This is a genomic window from Anabaena sp. UHCC 0253 (assembly GCF_009712085.1).
Classification (GTDB): Bacteria; Cyanobacteriota; Cyanobacteriia; order Cyanobacteriales; family Nostocaceae; genus Dolichospermum.
In genome coordinates, this window is the sequence record NZ_VILD01000012.1 from 19,864 (window position 1) to 39,668 (window position 19,805).

The window sequence follows — 19,805 nt, forward strand, 5'->3', positions numbered from 1 at the left end:
AATATCGCATTTATGTTACAAATCAGAGGGGGTAAAACGCACTACTAAACCCCTACACAAGAAGTTGTTTTTACATCATACATATTTGATATTTTCTGCAAATAGGTACGTAATATCAAATCCTGTACTTCGACTACGCTCAGTAACCAGAAACCCTGATTCAGACAACTAAAAATCCTGAAAATCCTTAAATCCTGGAAATCCTGATTCAGACAACTAAAAATCCTGATTCAAACACTTGACAAATCCCAACACCTCATAGATAATATATGTAAGTCGTGCCAAAGACTACAAAAATTAAAAGCAAAAAAATCGAGTCGCCAGAGGCGACAACCAGAAGAAGGGAAAAGAAAAAAGCGTAAAGTGCAAAAGGGCAAGAGTGTAAAGAACTAAAGAGTCCTTGCGCCGGAAACTACTAACCGAAACCCACGGCTGGTGTTTCTGTAATCTGGGTCGTGGTGGCTACGAAACGCAGAACGGCAAGATCTAGGGCGGTCGAGCCAAGAACCACCGCGCAGCAGCCGTCTTTTGTCCTCTTCAACGCTATTAGATTCTATCCATGCCGAGCCATCTGCGGGAGCATTATCATAACCATCGTGCCAATGATCATCACACCATTCCCAAACATTCCCGTGCATATCATACAACCCAAAGGCATTAGCTGTAAAGCTACCTACCGGAATTGTTTTTTCTCTATATTCACCTTCAGGTTCTTCACCATATACAGTAGAAGCACGATAATTTGCTAACTTACCTGTGATAGTTTCCCCAAAGTGAAACGGTGTCGTCGTGCCAGCCCTGCAAGCATATTCCCACTCAGCCTCACTCGGTAAACGATATTGTTTACCAGTCAGTCGAGAGAGTCTCTCACAAAACTCCACTGCATCATACCACGTAATTGACTCAACAGGTAAATTATTTTCTTGTTTATTTTCTTTAAAATGTGACGGGTTCGGTTCAAGTTCCCGGTTTACCTGTGGACACTTGGTTGCGACTGCTTCCCACTGCGCTTGAGTCACAGGATATTTACCCATAAAGAAAGGTTGTACCGTCACCTCATGCTGAGGACTTTCATCACCATAGCGTCCTTCTTCATTTTCCTGTGAACCCATCAGGAATTTACCACCAGGGATAGCAACCATATCTAACGTGATATTTCCTAGAAGACTTTCTTGAAAATAATAATTTTGTTTAGTTTCTTTTTGAATTTCCTTACCACGACGATTAACAGTAATAACAGGAAAATTAAAAAGTTGTAACCGCACCTTCCCAAAATTAATTTCTGGACGTTTTAACTTTACTCCCCCAACCTCAATAGTTTCTAAATTGAATATTTTCCGAATTTCTTCTACTCCGTTATCATCACCCCTGGCAACAGCGCGATAACCTTGTGCTATTTTCAGTAAAGGTTCATAATCTGTTTTTAAAGGTTCAGCTAAAGTCTCAATCACCGACGATAACCGCACTAACTCACCTTTATTATGACTAAAATAAGCCTCTTGTAATTTCTGCGCTAATTCCTTCGCAGCTTGACTGCCCTTATCAACATAACTCAAAGCTGCCCATTCTTGCACTTGATTTAAGTCATTATTTTGATTTTGATGACTAACTTGGCGGTTAATATATTGAATTAGAAAATCGGAAAGTTCTTTTAATACTTGTTTACGGTTTCTTTTAGGAAGCTTTTTGAGTAATTCATTTCTGACTTCCCGTTCCATTTCATATAATTCAAAATCAACCTGCTGACATAAATCTGATAGCAATAAATCAGCAACCACATACCAAGGAAGTGAAGATTTTTCCCCAGACGTTTTAAAAAAGAACTTACGGTATAAACAATAAAGTAAATCGGGAGTTAAAACCAACGGAAAAGCAGCATAAGACGCAAATTTTAAATGTGATTTTCCTAATAATTTTTCAAATACCTTTATTTTCCCCTTGGCATCAAATCCATAATCCCATAAATTATCATTATTGTCTTGTTGTAGAGACGTTCCATGGAACGTCTCTACATTTTCTTTTTTATATTGCTTTGCTTTATCTCCTAATAACCATTTTACCATTGCTTGAAACTCCCCAGTTTCCAAAGCAAACATAGGTACAGCAGAATTTATTTTAGCTATCTCTTCAGCCGTATTATCTAACCACCGGAAACGGGGTAAAGGATTTAACCAAGCTATTTTTTTGGCTTTTGGGATTAATTTTTCCAGAAAATCATAAGTTTCTTCCCACCTATCGGGTACAGTGCGGCCACGCGCAGCACCAGCATCACTAATAATAATTACTAAAGTCTGTTGTGGAGAAAACTTAGATAATATAGATGTTAAAGATTGACCTTGCCAACATTGCGGATCATGGTAAAGTTCATCAGTAGGACTATTGTGAAAATAATAAACTTTTGCAGTTTGGTAAACTTGCTGTAATTGACGACAAAGTGGGTGAAATGGAGTCATCGAACCACCTTGATCAATTAATAGCACAACTTCCCGATATTTAGTTTTAGGATAAGTAAAAACAGCTTGAGTAAAAAATCCGTGTTTAGTAATATCTATAACTGTATTAGGAATGTCTATTTGCCGAACATTTCCAGTTAATTCCTGTATTAATAACTGCCAACTTCCTTGTAATTTCTGACGACTAATAGGTAAATAATAAACTTCTTTGAGTTTCGTTTTGACAGAAGTACCAACTCCATGATCATCATGCAAATCAGGATTAAATTGTGCTATTTCTGCGGCTGGTTGTTGTAATTCTGATTCATCATTAATTAAAGCAGGTTGGGGTATTTTTTCTATTTCCGGTTTTTGTATTTCAGGCTTTACTTCAATAACATCAGCTTGATTTTCTACCTTTGCCGTTTGAGACGGATACTTTTGATTAAATTCTTGCCAACATTGATTAAATAAAGCCTGTTGTTTGCGAGACTTTACCCAAACCGTTTGTAAAACCCCTTTAATAGCTGGTTTATCATCATTTAATACTATGTCAACAGACTTAGACAAAGCCATCAATGCCAAATCATACTGGTCTATAGTCAGAGGTAAACCAGTTGCACGTAATTCCAAAAATAGATTTAGCAATGATGGATTTTTCATAGTATTTCTATTCTACCATAGTTACTCACTCAGATACAAGGTTAAGTTAAATGAAGTAAAAGTCATCCTGTAAATCCTTAAATCCTCGATATCATGATATGGCTTCGCTACGCTATCAGACATTATCCTCCATATTCTTGTTTATCCTGGCGATTTTTTAACAAAGTCCCATTATAGGGAAGTTTCTTAATTTTAAGTTGTTCGATAATATCGGTTAATTTTTTTCATCAATCTCATCTTTGTCATTTCTAATATGAAAGTTTAAGACTTGAAACCAATCAATTAATTCACTGGTACTGACTTTTTTATCTGTTTCTTCTTTGTTATCATCCATATATTCCCGCAAACTTAAAAAACGACCAATTGCAGCATTTACCAATGATTCAGGAGGTGCTGAAAATCTGCCCTTGATAATATCAATCAATTCATTTTCTTTCGGAAATTCCACATAATGATATAAACAACGTCTCAAGAAAGCATTAGGTAATTCTTTCTCTTGGTTAGAGGTGATAAAAATAATTGGTGGTGCATCTTTGTTAGCTTTTAACCACCGTCGAGGACGCACATCTTTAATTTCAAAACATTGGTCTTCTAAAGCTAATAATAAATCATTGGGAAAGTCAGTATCAGCTTTATCAATTTCGTCAATTAAGACAATATTTCTAGCTTTAATATTATCTGTTTTTCCATGTTCTAAAAAAGCATGACCTAATGAACCATATTCTAAATAATCTTCAGGGTTTGTACTATTTGCATTTTCTAATTGTTTTAATTGTGCAGCTTGTAATCTGCCAATATAATCATAACTATAAAAGCCATCTTGCGCTTTGCTAGTTGATTGAATATTCCATAGTCGAAAATGCCAATTTTCTTCTGTTCTTTGACTAAATTCATAAAACACAGCCCTCGCAAGTTCACTTTTACCACATCCAGGTTCACCTTCTAACAGCAAAGGCCGATTTAGTTGAATAGCCAACTTTACCGCTTCTTTTAATTCGCTATCAGGATAGTATGGGTATAGTTTGCGGTTTACTTGTTCGTTCCAAATACCTCCAGAGGGAGGTTGTGTTTTTCCGGTGTATTCTAATTCCACGGGTAATTGCTCCATATTTTTAAAGTTGTAGGATCTTTATCAATTTTTGACTGTTGATATATTTTAATAAGTAAATTCTTTCCATTATTTTGACAGTTATCAATGATTATATTTTCCTTTTCTAAGAATTTAGTTAAATGGGATAAATCATAATTAGCTTTGGGTAATTGTATGATATATTCATTAATATCTCTACAATTGTTTAAATTAGAAAAATCAGAATCTTTAGCTAATAAAAACATTAATAAATAACCATCGTAATTACGTGGTCTTGCATCGTACATAGTTTTATAGAAACCATATATTTTTTGAATATTGTTGATATCATAGCAATAAGATTTAATATTAATTACCAGAATAATATGTTCTTTTTTAAGTTTATCGTAAAGTTTATTTTCATGAAAAATATTTATAAATCTCTCGATACTTTGATCTAATTGTAGATAGAGATTTTCACTAAAATTATTTAGAGTTATAATTGAACATTTATTGATTTTATTTATATTATCACAAATTGCTTTTTCTAACCGATGTAACATCCAACTACGACTATATAGACAATCGTTGGAAATTAAAAAAGCTTTACATTCGGTTGCAGGTGCATTTTTAATTAATAAATCTATTTGAATTTCATGATTGAATAATTTTAGTTTTTCTTCCAAATCAGTAGTATTATCTGGTTTATAAACAATATGAGACGGATTTAAACCTAAGAATTTACAAAAAGCATTAAAAACTGATTCTGGTAATAGTTTTTCTTGCCCTTTTTCTTTACTTTTGCGTGAATCTTTTCCAGTACAAAATGTTCGCCAATTTGCATCAGTTAACTGGAACGCAGTCACTCTTTTATTTTCTAAATTATTAAGAAAATCATCAAGTTGTATTGGCGCAATTATTTCGGTTTCAATATATGTTCTTACTATATCCCTACTAGATTTATCTATGTCTTTATGAGTTGAAAAAATTTGCAGATGGCTTTCTGATAAATCTGTTAATTCTTCATTATTTAACGATATTGTACTATCTTGACTGGGATTTAGATTTTCTTTAAATTTTTCTTTTATATAGCGTTCTAATTCTTGTCTAGTAACTTTATATATTGGTGTTTTGGCAGAATTTTGAGTATATCCTTCTTTTTCCATTGCCGCTTTAATTTGCTTTAAACCATCCTCTGAAGCTTTTACTCGTCTATCTTGTTGCACCATTTCTGAATTTTTATCTCATTGTGATCTGATCATATTTAACCATGATCTGAGTATGTCACGTTTGAGGAGAAAAGAGATCATTGAGTTGTACTGAAATAAAAAGCTAAAAACAATGACCGACCACGACAAAACATTGAAAACCTCGCCCAATCAACAAAAAAGGAAAAATATGCATATTTTTAAGCACAAGCGCACATTTCTACTAACCTTACTACGTCAGCAAGAAGTAGTCTTCTACGCCTGGTTGATGGTGAAGCTAGGTCATGTAATTATCATTACAGTAGGTATTAGCTTAGTATTTACTGGCAAACTTCATGATGGTTCATTAACTACTGTTGCGGGTGTATTATCGCAGATATCAGTTGGTAATTTTGCTAAATACAACCAATCTCGGTTAGATAAGCAGATTCAAGCATTAATAGGCAAAATGGATGATGAAGAATAGTTAACGCAAAAAGCCAGTAGGGGTTTAGTATTGTTCTTTACCCCATATCAATTAACTAATAACATCTGAATCAGGATTTTCAGGATATTCTTGTTTATCCTTATTCAAAAATCTGTGCTGCTTTTAAATTGAGACTATTAAATTGTGGAGATAAAACTAAATCATCACCAGAAAAAATCCCAATTTCATGATAAATTTCATCAATTAATTCTAAAACTAATATACTTTTGGTTTGGGGGTCAATAATCCAATATTCAGAAATACCACAATCTTGATACTGTAGACGCTTGGCGATGAAATCTCTATCTCTTTGTAATTCTCCAGGGCTAACAACTTCAACAACTAACAAAGGTGGTAACATTGAGAGGCGAATTGTGTTCCGGTTTGCTAATTGTTGAATATGCTCTTCTCGAATAATAGTCAGATCAGGATAACGATTTCTCGGTTCTCCTCTTACTTCCAACTCTAAACCATGTCCCCGCACTCTTTTATAGCCTAAGAGTGCAACAAATTGAATTAATAAAAATGTGGCAATTTGCACATTAATTCCTGACTCTGGTGGCATTTCAATTAACTCTCCATTAAACAATTCATACAAGTTATCTGTGCCGTCATCATAAGATAAATATTCTTCAAAACTTGCAAATCTATGTTTAGTTTGTACCATGACATTTACTCCATGATTACTTATGGTTTAATTTTAACATTATTTGTAAGTATTAAAACATCATTCAATCACATCTTGTAAATCCTGTATCCCTAACGGGAGGCGTAAGGCATTTCTGACAATTAGCCGCAATTTTGCTATAATCATAATCACTTCAATGTAAGTAACTAGATAAAAATCAATCAACTTAGATTAAGTAATCTAAAAAATATGGAGATGATTTGGTAGTAAGGGCTTCAGCCCTTAAATGAGGACTAAAGTCCTCACTACAAACCTGGAATTATTTAGTCCGTTCTACTTAATCGGTGACAGCATAATGATAACCACTGTTGAGCGTCGTTATAGTTTAGATGAATATCGCGCCATTGAAGAAAAAGCTGAAGGGCGCAATGAGTATCATGATGGAGAAATTGTACCAATACCAGGAGTATCACTCAACCAAAGCCATATCAGTGGTAACATTTTTGCATTTCTAAAATTTCTTCTGCGGGATAGTAAATTTGAGCCAATTAATAGCGATTTGCGGTTATGGATTCCTGAATATAAACGCGGATTATATCCAGATGTGATGGTTTTTGCCGGTGAACCGCAACTAAATGAAAATCGCAGTGATGAAGTTTTAAATCCTACCTTAATTATAGAAGTATTATCCCCTTCCACAGCAGATTATGACCGCAAAGGCAAGTTTCGTATGTATCGTTCAATTAGCAGTTTTTGTGAATATTTATTAGTTGAACAAGATGAAATTCTTATAGAAAAATATAGTAAACAATCTCAAGGTTGGTTATTAAGTGATTTTAATAATTTAGAAACATCTATTTCTCTGGAATCAATTGGGGTTGAATTACCAATAGCAGAAATTTATCGTGGTGTTGTTTTTGAGTAACCAATATTCAGATCCCCGACTTTTTAGATCAATCCTCTAATTCATGATAAATGTTTTAAACAATTCCGCTATCTTTGTGTTAAAGATATTAGATAAAGGACTTGACAAAAATCGTAGTTTCAACTATGGTTATGTTATGATTGGGAAAGAATGCGCCCATATATAACAGGTCTTTATATTGTAGATATCTGGTAGAAAACTTTCAGCTTATGAAAACCACATTACCAACCTTATCAGATTCTCTCTACAACCAAGATTTTCATCTTTGGGTAGAATCAACCATCAAAATATTAGAACAAAAAAGATTTGATCAATTAGATATCGAAAATTTAATTTCTGAAATAGAAAGCATGGGGAATAATGATAAAAAATCAGTTAAAAGTAACTTGAGAATTTTATTAATGCACTTACTAAAATGGCAGTATCAACCAGAAAAAAGGACAAATAGCTGGCGTACAACAATTAAAGAACATCGTAACCGATTAGAGGATGATTTTGCAGATAGTCCTAGTTTAAAGAACTACTATTTAGAAATATTCAATGAATGTTATCAAAAAGCGAGAGATTTAGCTTCTTCAGAAACAGGTTTATCTATATCTGTGTTTCCTGTGGAATGTCCTTTTAATACTGAATGTGTTCTCAAATCGGATTTTTTCCCAGAATAACACCAGATTTATTCATCTGATTTAAGAGGAGGAATTTGTTCAGCAGTTAAGGTCACAACTTGACCATCTTGCCAAATGCTTATTGATTCTCCTAATTTGCGGTGTCTTTCAATAGCTTTAGCAATAGCGAGTTTAACACCTGCGTCTATTTGGCTAGATAATTTCTCAGGAATTGGTTTATTTACAGAAATTGGCTTATTCATTAGTAGTGATTTGACTCCATGGTTGAGGTTGATAAATTATAAACTCTTGATTAAAAGGACGTTCAGCTATTAACTGTAACATCGGATTAGAATTATTATAAACAATCCATCTATCACATAAAGGTAAGTATAATTCAATTAAGTTCTTTCTACCACGTTCGTAGCGACGGCGAATTGTGTCTTCTGGGATGTTGTGACCGCCACTTTCTACCCGTCTGCGTACTCTGGCAATAGCTAATTCTGGACTTTGTAACCAAAAGTAAATTAGGTTGATAATATAACCTTTATTTTTACATTCTTGCAAAAATCGGGCAAAGTTACGGGCTGCTAATGTGGTTTCAAAGGCAAAATCAGCGTTAGCATTTACCAGAGTTTCTAATCTTGCTAACATTAATCTTCCGGCTTGAACTGCTACAGATTCGGGATTAAAAGGAGAAAGTCCGGCAGCTATTTCATCAGCGTTAACGTATTCAAATACTTCTAGAAAGTAGGGTAGAATTTGCAAGGCTGCGGTAGTTTTACCAGAACCATTTGCACCACCGATAATGTATAAGTTAGGCATTATTCTAAGTTTAGTTTTGCAAAAACACACCACTATAAATTATCGGATAAAAATCATGTAAATCCTTAAATCCTGGACATTATCTCGACTATGGCTACGCCACGCAGGCTATCGCTCGATAACCACCTGATTCTGACAAATAACCCCTTGACAATCCCTAAATTATCTAGCATCATTAATATGATGCCTATATTATGGGCAATTAAAATTTCTACACCCAAAATCAAATAACCCCAACCCCAAATACCGCGCTTCAAACAACGCAAAAAAATTAATTGCCTGACGGCAATAGGAAAAGAGAAAAAAGAAAAGAAGTGCAGAGGACAAAAGGGAAAAAGAGTAAAGGGCTACTGATTCCTGGAAGATACAAATACACGAAAACCCACGAAGTAGAGCTTGGCGTTACTCGCCAAAGTGTAACGACTCGCAGAAAGACAGTTCCTAGCGTTGAATATCCAAGAACCACCGCGCAGGAGCTTTAAATCCTGAATAATCCAAGAACCACCACTCAGCATCTTGTTAGTCTGTCCAATCCAAGCACTACCATCCGTAGGCGCGTTTATATAATTTTTGTGCCAATCATCCTCACACCATTCCAAAATATTCCCGTGCATATCATACAAACCAAACTTATTAGGGGGAAAAGAACCTACATCTGTGGTTTGTCCACGATATTTACCTTTTGCACCACCATTATACGGATAGTTACCATCGTAATTTACCAAATCAGTGGTGATATTGTCACCAAAATAGAATGGTGTAGTTGTTCTTGCTTTACAGGCATATTCCCATTCAGCTTCACTGGGAAGACGATATTTCTTACCTGTAGCTTTACTGAGCCTAGCACAAAATTCCTGTGCGTCAAGCCATGAAACTCTTTCCACTGGTTTATTTTTTCCAGAAAAGTGGGAAGGTTGGGGTTTGAGATCCTGTGTAACTGTTGGTAACGCTGCTACCCTTGCCCATTGTGCCTGAGTTACAGTAAACTTGCCCATGTAAAATGGCTGAATAGTTACCCAATGTTGGGGACCTTCGTCAGATAATCTTTCCGGTTCATTTTCCGGTGAACCCATTAAGAAACTTCCCCCAGGAATAGCAATCATTTCTAAGAAAATACCATTACCTAAATCTTCTGTAAATGATTTGTGAGAATTACTAGGTTGAGGTGGAGGAATAACAACAGTTTTTTGAACCTTGGGATTATTTAATGCTGCTAAAACATCCTGTACAGAACCATAACGTTTTTTAGGAATATCCTGCAACATTGTTTCTAAAACATCAGTTAAATCCTGACTTAAAGAAACATACTTTTGCCATTGCCATTCCATATTTATAGTATCAAACAATTCATCCGAACCATCAGATTTGGGAAAATGTCCCGTCAATAAACGTACACAAGTAACAGCTAAACTATAAATATCACTACTTGGATAAACCATACCGCGAAATTGTTCCGGTGGTGCATATCCAGGAGTACCTGTAATCGTACCGATTTTAGTAACAATACTACTGCTGGTTTCTTTAGAAACACCAAAATCAATCAAAAATAAATTACCGTTTTTACCTCTGAGGATATTTTCTGGTTTAATGTCTCGATGAATTACATTATTGTCGTGAATAAATTGTAAAACAGGCAATAATTCTGTTAAAATATTTTTGATTTGGGATTCATTAAATTTACCTTGAGTGTCTAACTCTTCCAGTAAATTTTGACCATCAATAAATTCCTGTATTAAATACAATCTACCATCTTGAGAAAAGAAAGCAAATAAATCTGGAATTTGTGAATGTTTTCCTAATTCTTGGAGTCGTTTAGCTTCTTGTTGAAATAGTTCTGTTGCTTTTTGTAAAGATGAGCTTCCTGCTTGTTGGGGTAAAAATTGTTTAATGACACAGGGAGTATTTAATCTTTTCACATCTACAGCTTGAAAAGTGCGTCCAAAACCACCTTCTCCGATAAATTTAATCGGTAGATAACGTTCATCTAATATTATTTTACCCCCACAACGTTGACAAAATTGAGTACCCTGGGGATTTTCGTAAAGACAGTCAGGATTGAAACATTGACTCATGGTAGCTGCTGAGTATTTTCATGGATAATTGTAGCATACTAATGTCTGAATCAGGATGTCCAGGATTTAAGGATTTTTAGGATTTTTAGAATCATGATATTTTCTAGTTATGTGTAAGTTATGATTTTGGCTATTTATTATTTTTTAAGATAGATATTGAGATAATCTAAAATTTACAGAATGATGTATAGTTCATGATCTAATATGAATTAGAGGATTTCTCATTCAGATGAAGTACAGCAAACAAATACTTTTCTATATTACCGTCATTCACGAGAATGATATTATTATAAGTACCTCTCTAGTCTAAAAAATGCTATCATCTCATTGATTAATTATCAAATAAAAATCCTGTGAATCCTGAAATCCTGGATATCCTGATTCTGACAATTTATCATGTATCAATATTATGCTAGAAAGTTCTCAAAATAAATTTTCATGGTTTGATGTAGCAGATGATATCAAAGAATTATTGATATTAGCGGCACAGACTTGGGAAAATACGGAAGAATCTACAAAATATATGCAACAAGCATTAGCTAAAACAGGAGATAACACAGATGTTTTAGTTGCAGCTTATAGATATTTTTACTACAAAAATAATTATGTTCTCGCACTGACAACAGCAGAGAAAATAACCGCTAAAATTAAGAAAGAGGAAAATCTACCTGATAATTGGCAAGAACTTAAACCTATCTTAGTTAAACGTCACGAAGAACCCCAGATCAGATTGTACTTAACTGCTTATGCTGCTTCGGGTTTAGTATTAGCTAAACTAGGAAAAATAGAGGAAGCTAAGGAAATCAGTACCAGAATAAAAGGTATTGATGACAAAAATGATTTTGGTGCTGGTATTCTTCTCGATATTTTAACCCGTCCACCAGAAGAAGATGATTAAATCTGGGGATACAGAAAAAACTAACAACTAATTAATTACGAATCATGAATAATTGGTTATCTATCAACTCAACAACTCATAATCCACTTTCTGCATCTAATACTGTTAATAATCCGCTGCAACTTCCTGTATCTCCTGTCAATCCAGGGAATTTATTTCCGAAAGTATATGTTCCTATAGTTCCCTTACCAAAATACTAGAAAATATGCAAGGTAAGGATTGGTTTGTCGCTGAAAATGGACAGTATCAAATTTGTAAATCAGCGAAAATATGGGATTTGTTGCGTGATAATTATCGTCTGTATCGCTTTTTAACTGAAGTCGAAGATGTTCTTGATAATGTTGAGGATGAATCAACTCGACTTCCAGAAATTAGAACGTTGGTAAGACGATTAATTGTCAATTCCTATTGGGTAAATAGTCAATCTTTAGAACCTGAAGCAAAAACGGGAATTTCGGTTTTACTATTATATGATGAATTAGGATTTCCCCTGACTGTACAAACAGTTACATTTGTACCAGGGACAACTTCTAATATTCATAATCATGGAACATGGGGAGTAGTAGCAGTTCTCAAAGGTCAGGAAAAAAATACATTTTGGCGACGTAGTTCTCATCCAGATTTTCCTGATAAAATTGAAAAAACCGGAGAAATAATTCTCTCACCTGGTGATATTGTTAGCTTTGCACCAGAGACAATACATCATGTTCAAGCTATTGGGGAAGAACCAACTGTAACATTTAATATTTATGGAGAAACCAACCCAAAACAGAGATTTGAATTTGATGTAATTAACCATATTGCTAAAAAATTTTAAAGGTAGTAACAAACAACATCAATAACAGTTTAATCTGATAAATATAATATCTGCGTTCATCTGCGTTTATCCGCGTTTAATTATTTTCGATCTAGAAATCAATAGGAGAAATAGCAATGGCCAGAGTAATTTTCTATGAAAAACCAGGCTGTAAAAACAATACCAGACAAAAAGTTTTACTCACAGCCGCAGGTCATGAAGTAATAGCATATAGCTTATTAACAGAACCTTGGACAGTGGAAAAATTGCGGTCATTTTTTGGCGATCGCCCGGTTATTGAATGGTTTAATAAAGCCGCGCCTAGTATAAAATCAGGAGAGGTGAATCCTGAAAACATCAACGCTGAAACCGCTTTAATCATGATGCTCAGAGATCCTTTATTAATTCGTCGTCCTTTAATGCAAGTAGGGGATAAAAGAGAAGTCGGTTTTGATGTTGAAAAAATTGACGCATGGATAGGTTTAAAAGCTGTAGATGAATCTTTGAAACAAATGAGTGAAAACCTCATGCAGCAAGACCTCCAAGGCTGCGCTCATGGACATAATCACAAGCACGATCAAGGTGGTTGCAAACATCACGGACAAGAACACCAGCATTAGATATTCCCTCATTTATAACCTCGACTTCTTTAAGGAGTCGGGTATCTTATTTCTCAGTTTTTAATAATTACTCATAAATAAAAAATATTCAGGATCAATGCTAATAGTAAAAGATGATTTTGTTGGGTTTACTTGCGTCAACCCAACCTACAGATTCAGGATTCGGGTTAATTAATTAACTCATCAATTCTTGAAACATGGCGGTACTTAAATAGCGTTCACCAAAAGAAGGTTGAATCATTACTATTAATTTACCGGCATTTTCTGGACGTTTACCCACAACAATAGCTGCACATAAAGCCGCACCAGAAGATATTCCTGATAATAAACCTTCTTCTCTGGCTAATCTGCGTCCATAAGCCATTGCTTCAGCGTCATCAACTTGCACAATTTCATCAATTAGATCTTGACGCAAAATATCAGGAACAAATCCCGCACCAATACCTTGAATTTTGTGAGGACCGGGTTTACCACCTGAGAGAATCGGACTGTTTTTAGGTTCAACTGCGATCGCTTGAAAACTCGGTTTGCGCTGTTTAATAGCCTCAGCAATACCAGTAATCGTTCCCCCAGTTCCTACCCCAGAAATTAAGATATCCACTTCTCCATCTGTATCCTGCCAAATTTCCTCAGCGGTGGTTTCTCTGTGGATTTTGGGATTAGCTGGGTTAGCAAATTGTTGTAACATAAAAGCATTGGGAGTATTCGCAACTATTTCCTCCGCTTTGTTAATTGCGCCCCGCATTCCTTGAGTTCCAGGTGTTAATTCCAAACTTGCACCATAAGCCCGCAACATGGCGCGTCTTTCTTGGCTCATGGTTTCCGGCATGGTTAAAATTAATTTGTAGCCACGGGCTGCTGCTACCATTGCTAAGGCGATACCTGTATTACCAGATGTTGGTTCGACTAAAATGGTTTTTTCCGGTGAAATTAAGCCTTCAGCTTCAGCGGAAAGTATCATGCTTACGCCAATTCTGTCTTTCACAGAGGCCGCTGGATTCATACTTTCTAGTTTGACAACTATCCTGGCGACAACTCCCTCCGCTTGGGGAATTTTATTTAACTGAATTAATGGAGTTTTGCCAATAAGTTCTGTTACGTCTTTAGCAATTCGCATTTATTGACCTCTAAAATTTATATATTAATCTATATTGATTAAGTATTTAGTCTAGTTGAGTTTTGATTTAGCCATAGCTATTTTAGCATATATTTTGTTGACTCCAACAACAAAACATGAGCGATCACTGAAAAAAATAATATGATGCTTTCCTCAGAATATCTTAATTTTATTTTTGAATTATTCAAGATATCTTAGGTCTATCTTTGTCATGAGATGCTGTGATTTGAGTGCAAGTTGTACTTGTGAATTTTCTCTTCCAAATATCTCAAACAAATAGCCTATATAGGTTTGGCTTTGAGTACAAAATACCCCGTTCCCTCCCTCAAAAATGCTAGTACCCCACTCAATAAATACTAGCACCCCTACACCAAATATTTTTTTTAATGCTTATCTAATCAGGGTTACAGGCTGTGAGTGCTGTCGTAATCATCTTAATAATATTAATTGGAATTGCTTCCAGGGGGGATGAGAAAGGCGACTGATATAAACGATATAGGATTTACGCAGAGATTCCCCTCTACCCCCCGAAGTTCCTAAGATGAAAATCTGACGAATCAGGGGGGGACTTCTTAACTCCTATATCTCTCAAGATTTATCTAAATACTGTCCGTATTATTCAATACGAAAAAGACATATTTTTGTAATTTGAGTAGATTTTGATAAGCATATTTTCAATAAAAAAAGGTGCAAAAAATCAACCTACTAGAAATTTCTTTCTAGGTAATTCATACCTGGCGAGGGAGAATAAACATGAAAGTCAAACTTTTAAATGTGCTGACCGTAAGTTTGGTAACTTTAGCATTAATTTCTCCGGGAATAGTAGTATTTAGTTTAGTCTGGGGACACCATAGAGAGTTCGTTAAAACACAGAATTTATCCTGTGAATTGCAGAAAATAAATATAGCATCTCCAACTGTATTTCCCCAAACAAAAATTATTGCTACTCAGCCACCTTTAGCCAAGGTTAAATTATCTAACAATAATTTCCTGTATCAACTGCAAATGGTTGCGAAAAAATATAAATTAGCGACAATTTTGCAGTGGTTATTCTTGGTTACACCGATTTGTATTGGTGTGGGAATTATTGCTTATGACAGATATCTGGTCTATCGGGCTGCTGTATTCAGAGAAAACATTGCCATGTTAGAAAGAATGTGGCAACAAAGCATTGAACAGTAATTAATCATTCACCATAAACTAAATTATCATGACAGACGAACGCCAAACACAGTATTTTAATTTAATTGATGAACTTCTTCAATGTCCTAATGGTCAAGAACCAGAAGTTTTGGAAGCACAACCTGAATTAATTGATTCTGGTTTAGTTCAGTCAATGTTACAAGTAGCAACAATGTTTGCACATCAAGGTAATCAAGATGGGGCGCAGTTTTTATTTTTGTTGCTAAACAATTAGCAAAACAATTAGGTTTATATCCTGAAGTTCCGAATCAAGTTGTCAATCAGGAGTAATAATGTTATTGACTTCAACTGATGCCGGACAAATATCATTAGAATTTCTCTTAGCAGATTGGAATATTGCCGACGATTATCGAGATTGGTTTACAGTATTTAACTCTCGGTTAATGGGAGAGAGTTGGTATATTGTCGAATTGGGTGTAGAAGGATTACCTGATAGATGGTTTATGCAGGTTTATGACACAGGAGTTTGTGACCCTAACTACACTTTTATTTCCCCAATCTCTGGTGCAGAAGGATATACAGATTTGAAAAGTCTACCAGATATTATTGCTGATGTATTGGTGGCAGAACGTAATTCTCGATAGAAACTTTTAGATCCCCAACTTCTTAAACAAGTCGGGGATATTTATTTATATATTTTTAATAAAAAATGCTTTTTTTGAAAAAATTGTCAGGTTTATTTGACAAATATATGTTATGCTAAATAGAGTTATGGACGCTACAGAAGAATCAGTCAAATGATTACTGAAGACATCCTAGCCCAAGAATTTGTCAGACTCATAAATGACTATTACCCAACAGTGGGAAAACTCTTAGAAGGCTGCCATGTGAAAGTTATAACTTGCTTTTGGGGACGACCCGCAAAACGGTTTCAATATGTAGGAATTTATTGTCGAGAAGACATGATACCCTATATTCAAGCCAAAAAAGAAATCCTCAGAGAATTAGCAGAAAATATGGGGCTAATTCAAGTAGTTTGTCTCAATGCCAAGCGATTGTTACGTGATCCTATGTCAAAGTTAAAGCAATCTGAACCTCGATTATGGTTAGAGTTGCAATTAGTAGCAGCCTAAGACAATAATTATCATGGCGAATATTGATTATCAATGCGAAAATCCCACAATTCATTGCTAACCACTGCCGATATATATTGCTAGTGGTGATAAGGCGATCGCCATTGCTACTATCGTCACAAAATCAGGAAATTTCCGAACGAATTAGATCTCAGCACACTAGCGTTAATATCCTCATTCTTTTCTTTGCAAAAAAATTGAGAGAGTTGACAACGCTACAATCAAGAGGTGCGGAATTATGTCTAAACTGCCTTTGCTTCCTCCCGATGATTTACCTCCTACCAAGGTAACAAAAGAGGATGGAATGCTACATTTAGAGTTAGAAGAATCTATTGGTAGATGTTTTTTCTATGCGTGCGATCGCATTACCCAAGTATTACTATCTAATTGTCAGTGGTACATGACTACAAATAACACCACTTTGATGTTAATTGTAGACTGTCCCGATATAGTTGCTTATTGGCACATAGTCAGCAATATTCCCCAATTGGGAAATAGACTGGAAAGATTTACTAAAAATGCCAAAATTCGAGTTTATCCCCCCTTTGGGAAAGGATCACCTTTTGAAATTGGAGTGAATGAAATTTCAGCCTATCGAGATTGGTTATAACTTTTAAATAACCAGATATTGGACTTCTTGGAGAAGTCCTTATAGCATTTCCTAGTCTAAAGAGGTACAAATTTATCTGCGTTCATCTGCGTTCATCCTCTTTCATCTGCGGTTAATTCTTTCTTCTTATACCTCACTTGAATAGGAATTGCTATATCTATTTTGTTATAATTAGATCAATACCAGAATATACCAGCCATGATTAATAACTTTATCAATAATAAAAAAGAACTTTTCGACCGTTGGGCAAACAGTTATGATTGGACATTTCCTTCTTTTATTTACCAAGCAATTCATCAAAGATTACTCACAAAAATTGAACTATCACCTCATGCAAATATTCTAGATTTAGGTTGTGGAACTGGACGCTTATTAGACAGATTAGCAACGCAGTTTCCAGAAATTCGAGGAACAGGATTAGATTTATCTCCCCAAATGTTGCGGATAGCTAGACAAAATAACCGCCACCGTCCGCGATTAATTTATATTGAAGGTAATGCTGAAAATCTCCCCTTTGCTGAGGGACAATTTGATGCAGTTTTTAATACCATCAGTTTCTTACATTATCCTCAACCAGAACAGGTTTTAAATGAAGTAGCAAGGGTACTTTCTCCCGGTGGTAAATTTTATTTAGTAGACATCACTTTTAATAACTCATCATGTCAAATTACACCCCATTCTCCCACAGGAATAAGGTTTTACAACAAAAAAGAAAGAGAAGAAATGGGTAATCATGCTGGACTAAATTGTGTAGGTCACTATGACTTATTGGGGTTTGTATTATTAACTGTTTTTCAGAAACAAAGCTAATTTTTGTAGAGTGGGCAATGCCCACCCAACGAAACAATCAAAGTCAAGAAAATAATAGTGCAATATAAATATGAATTAAGCATTTTTTATTCTCTCTGTGTCCTCTGCGCCTCTGCGGTTCATAAAAAAAATTGATTTATAGAGAAATTAAATTAGCTGAATTATTCACCTGTTGATTTAACCAGCCATACAAACCTTCCAACCCTTCCCCAGAAGTAGCAGAAACTTGGAAAATTTGTATTTTTGGATTCACCTGTTTAGCATAATCAATACAACGTTGAACATCAAACTGTAGATATGGTAATAAATCAATTTTCGTGAGAATCATAATTTCACTATTACGGAAAATATGGGGATATTTAATTGGTTTATCTTCCCCTTCCGTCACTGATAAAATTACAACCTTAGCCTGTTCTCCTAAATCAAACAAAGCCGGACAAACTAAATTTCCGACATTTTCAATCATCACCACAGAATTTAAAGGTGGATTAAGTTCCTGTAAACCTCTTTCTATCATTGATGCGTCTAAATGACAGCCTGTACCTGTGTTGATTTGCACGACTTTACAGCCTGTTGCTTTAATCTTTTCAGCATCATTAGTAGTTTCTTGATCACCTTCAATCACGCTAATAGATAATTTGTCTTTTAAATCATTAATTGTGCGAGTTAATAATGTAGTTTTTCCTGCACCAGGAGAACTCATTAAATTCAAAGCCAGAATATTTCTACCTTTAAACCAGCCGCGATTTTGGGCAGCTAATAAGTTATTTTTACCTAAAATTTCTTGTTCTAAAGATATCGTTGTGTTATGAACTTTGGCGTGAATATCAGCAGGTTCTTCATGGTGATGAGTATGGGTAATTACAGTCCCATCTGCTAAAGTATGAGTATGATGTTCATGTTCTAAGTTAGTAATTGTCGTTTCATTATTATCAGAACAGCCACAGGTTACACACATAATTCCTCCACCTCAATTTCTTTAATTTTTAATTCTTCACCAGTTATTAAGTCTAACTGCACACTACCACATTCACAAATACCAAAAGGTTTATCTATATGAAAAGTTGTCCCACATTGACGACATCTAGCCGTTCCTGGTATTTCTATAATTTCTAATATCGCCCCTTCTACTATTGTATCTTTAGCACAAATCTCAAAACAGAATTTAATGGCTTCGGGCATAATGGCTGATAATTTACCAATTTCTAATGATACTCTTTGGACTTTTTGATTTTGGGCGTTTTCTTTAACTATAGCGATGATGTTTTGGGTTATTCCTAGTTCGTGCATAGCATAATTTAAGAAAGAAAATTGGTATCCCCTCAATATATCGGGGAAAGAGTTATTCAGGCATCCATGACAAACCAAAAGAATTGAGAGCAGATTTTTCGCGAATAATAGTTGCCAAAAAGGGAATATTCCCAGTCTGAGAAATGCGGTCACGGATATATTCAAAAAAACTGATACCCAACTGACGAGTAGTAGCAACAAGAGACATAAAAGTATCCCAAGCCTGAGTACCTTCAAGAGTTTGAGTGGCATAACTAATATTACGCCGTTGCACCATTGTCCTAGCAGCTAACTCTGCCGGATTATTATGCAAAGGCAATTCAGGATGCTCTAATACTAAAAGCAACTCGGAAATTTTTAGCAGCGTTAATCGTTTTCGCTCATCCAACTGTTCATAACCAGTTTGAAGCGAAAAAAGTTTCCAAAACTCAGACCGGAGTTTTTCAGCCTTTTGTTGACTGGGAGAATCTTTGTAAGCAAGTAAGTCTCGGTAGT

General features: G+C 35.1%; 23 protein-coding genes and 2 pseudogenes. 13 read left to right on the forward strand and 12 right to left on the reverse strand.

Translation table 11 applies throughout. The features are described from left to right. Nucleotides 1-389 precede the first annotated feature (389 nt). The 3 genes from FJR38_RS28820 to FJR38_RS24625 form a co-directional block, all read right to left on the reverse strand. The gene (locus FJR38_RS28820) at nucleotides 390-3,095 is read right to left on the reverse strand and encodes an SUMF1/EgtB/PvdO family nonheme iron enzyme (RefSeq protein ID WP_168539995.1); all 2,706 of its coding nucleotides are present in this window, start codon (nucleotides 3,093-3,095) and stop codon (nucleotides 390-392) included. Nucleotides 3,096-3,309: 214 nt separating this feature from the next. Then, nucleotides 3,310-4,203 carry a MoxR family ATPase gene (locus FJR38_RS24620; RefSeq protein ID WP_168539997.1) on the reverse strand — a complete coding sequence of 298 codons (894 nt, stop codon included), beginning with the start codon at nucleotides 4,201-4,203 and terminating at the stop codon, nucleotides 3,310-3,312. Continuing rightward, the gene (locus FJR38_RS24625; RefSeq protein ID WP_168539999.1) at nucleotides 4,179-5,393 is read right to left on the reverse strand and encodes a hypothetical protein; all 1,215 of its coding nucleotides are present in this window, start codon (nucleotides 5,391-5,393) and stop codon (nucleotides 4,179-4,181) included. The genes FJR38_RS24620 and FJR38_RS24625 overlap by 25 nt, the downstream gene beginning before the upstream one ends. A gap of 169 nt (nucleotides 5,394-5,562) precedes the next feature. On the opposite strand from FJR38_RS24625, the gene FJR38_RS24630 reads away from it, so the two are divergent. After that, nucleotides 5,563-5,838, forward strand: coding sequence for a hypothetical protein (locus FJR38_RS24630; RefSeq protein WP_168540001.1), 276 nt, complete (start codon nucleotides 5,563-5,565; stop codon nucleotides 5,836-5,838). Between the two features lie 100 nt (nucleotides 5,839-5,938). On the opposite strand, the gene FJR38_RS24635 is transcribed toward FJR38_RS24630, so the two are convergent. After that, nucleotides 5,939-6,505, reverse strand: coding sequence for a Uma2 family endonuclease (locus tag FJR38_RS24635; protein WP_168540003.1), 567 nt, complete (start codon nucleotides 6,503-6,505; stop codon nucleotides 5,939-5,941). Nucleotides 6,506-6,821: 316 nt separating this feature from the next. Here FJR38_RS24635 and FJR38_RS24640 point away from each other — a divergent pair, with 316 nt between their 5' ends. Then, complete coding sequence (locus FJR38_RS24640) at nucleotides 6,822-7,391, forward strand: Uma2 family endonuclease (protein ID WP_168497381.1); 570 nt, start codon at nucleotides 6,822-6,824, stop codon at nucleotides 7,389-7,391. 209 nt (nucleotides 7,392-7,600) lie between these two features. Beyond that, the gene (locus FJR38_RS24645; RefSeq protein ID WP_168497383.1) at nucleotides 7,601-8,056 is read left to right on the forward strand and encodes a DUF29 domain-containing protein; all 456 of its coding nucleotides are present in this window, start codon (nucleotides 7,601-7,603) and stop codon (nucleotides 8,054-8,056) included. An 8-nt stretch (nucleotides 8,057-8,064) separates the two neighbouring features. On the opposite strand, the gene FJR38_RS24650 is transcribed toward FJR38_RS24645, so the two are convergent. The 4 genes from FJR38_RS24650 to FJR38_RS24665 form a co-directional block, all read right to left on the reverse strand. Further along, entirely contained in the window at nucleotides 8,065-8,259 is a 195-nt protein-coding gene (locus FJR38_RS24650) for a hypothetical protein (protein WP_168497385.1), read from the reverse strand. Then, nucleotides 8,252-8,821, reverse strand: coding sequence for a zeta toxin family protein (locus tag FJR38_RS24655; protein WP_168540005.1), 570 nt, complete (start codon nucleotides 8,819-8,821; stop codon nucleotides 8,252-8,254). The genes FJR38_RS24650 and FJR38_RS24655 overlap by 8 nt, the downstream gene beginning before the upstream one ends. Nucleotides 8,822-8,886: 65 nt before the next feature. Next, on the reverse strand, nucleotides 8,887-9,087 hold the full coding sequence (locus tag FJR38_RS24660; RefSeq protein WP_168540007.1) for a hypothetical protein: 201 nt from the start codon (nucleotides 9,085-9,087) through the stop codon (nucleotides 8,887-8,889). A gap of 81 nt (nucleotides 9,088-9,168) precedes the next feature. Next, complete coding sequence (locus FJR38_RS24665; RefSeq protein ID WP_168540012.1) at nucleotides 9,169-10,893, reverse strand: bifunctional serine/threonine-protein kinase/formylglycine-generating enzyme family protein; 1,725 nt, start codon at nucleotides 10,891-10,893, stop codon at nucleotides 9,169-9,171. A gap of 409 nt (nucleotides 10,894-11,302) precedes the next feature. Between FJR38_RS24665 and FJR38_RS24670 the strand changes: the two genes are divergently transcribed. The 4 genes from FJR38_RS24670 (at nucleotide 11,303) to FJR38_RS24685 (ending at nucleotide 13,207) form a co-directional block, all read left to right on the forward strand. Then, nucleotides 11,303-11,791 carry a hypothetical protein gene (locus FJR38_RS24670; RefSeq protein WP_168540014.1) on the forward strand — a complete coding sequence of 163 codons (489 nt, stop codon included), beginning with the start codon at nucleotides 11,303-11,305 and terminating at the stop codon, nucleotides 11,789-11,791. Between the two features lie 44 nt (nucleotides 11,792-11,835). Next, nucleotides 11,836-11,991, forward strand: coding sequence for a hypothetical protein (locus tag FJR38_RS24675; RefSeq protein ID WP_168497393.1), 156 nt, complete (start codon nucleotides 11,836-11,838; stop codon nucleotides 11,989-11,991). A 5-nt stretch (nucleotides 11,992-11,996) separates the two neighbouring features. Continuing rightward, entirely contained in the window at nucleotides 11,997-12,608 is a 612-nt protein-coding gene (locus FJR38_RS24680; RefSeq protein ID WP_168540016.1) for a cupin, read from the forward strand. A 116-nt stretch (nucleotides 12,609-12,724) separates the two neighbouring features. Continuing rightward, a complete protein-coding gene (locus FJR38_RS24685) occupies nucleotides 12,725-13,207 on the forward strand; it encodes an ArsC/Spx/MgsR family protein (RefSeq protein WP_168540018.1) in 483 nt (160 codons plus the stop codon). Between the two features lie 175 nt (nucleotides 13,208-13,382). Here FJR38_RS24685 and cysK read toward each other — a convergent pair whose 3' ends face one another. Next, complete coding sequence (gene cysK / locus FJR38_RS24690; protein ID WP_168540020.1) at nucleotides 13,383-14,324, reverse strand: cysteine synthase A; 942 nt, start codon at nucleotides 14,322-14,324, stop codon at nucleotides 13,383-13,385. A 753-nt stretch (nucleotides 14,325-15,077) separates the two neighbouring features. On the opposite strand from cysK, the gene FJR38_RS24695 reads away from it, so the two are divergent. From FJR38_RS24695 to FJR38_RS24720, 6 genes and pseudogenes are all read left to right on the forward strand, one after another. Then, the gene (locus FJR38_RS24695) at nucleotides 15,078-15,506 is read left to right on the forward strand and encodes a hypothetical protein (protein WP_168540022.1); all 429 of its coding nucleotides are present in this window, start codon (nucleotides 15,078-15,080) and stop codon (nucleotides 15,504-15,506) included. Nucleotides 15,507-15,534: 28 nt separating this feature from the next. Beyond that, nucleotides 15,535-15,797, forward strand: a pseudogene (locus tag FJR38_RS24700) (hypothetical protein). Nucleotides 15,798-15,799: 2 nt separating this feature from the next. Further along, complete coding sequence (locus FJR38_RS24705) at nucleotides 15,800-16,111, forward strand: hypothetical protein (protein WP_168497404.1); 312 nt, start codon at nucleotides 15,800-15,802, stop codon at nucleotides 16,109-16,111. A 153-nt stretch (nucleotides 16,112-16,264) separates the two neighbouring features. Further along, entirely contained in the window at nucleotides 16,265-16,600 is a 336-nt protein-coding gene (locus tag FJR38_RS24710; protein ID WP_168497406.1) for a hypothetical protein, read from the forward strand. Between the two features lie 238 nt (nucleotides 16,601-16,838). Further along, complete coding sequence (locus FJR38_RS24715) at nucleotides 16,839-17,210, forward strand: hypothetical protein (protein ID WP_168497407.1); 372 nt, start codon at nucleotides 16,839-16,841, stop codon at nucleotides 17,208-17,210. Between the two features lie 198 nt (nucleotides 17,211-17,408). After that, nucleotides 17,409-18,020 carry a class I SAM-dependent methyltransferase gene (locus FJR38_RS24720; protein WP_168540024.1) on the forward strand — a complete coding sequence of 204 codons (612 nt, stop codon included), beginning with the start codon at nucleotides 17,409-17,411 and terminating at the stop codon, nucleotides 18,018-18,020. 136 nt (nucleotides 18,021-18,156) lie between these two features. On the opposite strand, the gene hypB is transcribed toward FJR38_RS24720, so the two are convergent. The 3 genes and pseudogenes from hypB to FJR38_RS24735 all read right to left on the reverse strand — a co-directional run. Further along, nucleotides 18,157-18,978: a hydrogenase nickel incorporation protein HypB gene (gene hypB / locus FJR38_RS24725; RefSeq protein ID WP_168540026.1), complete on the reverse strand. Its 822-nt coding sequence runs from the start codon at nucleotides 18,976-18,978 to the stop codon at nucleotides 18,157-18,159. After that, entirely contained in the window at nucleotides 18,969-19,310 is a 342-nt protein-coding gene (hypA, locus tag FJR38_RS24730) for a hydrogenase maturation nickel metallochaperone HypA (protein WP_168540028.1), read from the reverse strand. The genes hypB and hypA overlap by 10 nt, the downstream gene beginning before the upstream one ends. A gap of 52 nt (nucleotides 19,311-19,362) precedes the next feature. Continuing rightward, nucleotides 19,363-19,805: pseudogene (locus FJR38_RS24735) on the reverse strand (hypothetical protein); the annotation flags it as partial.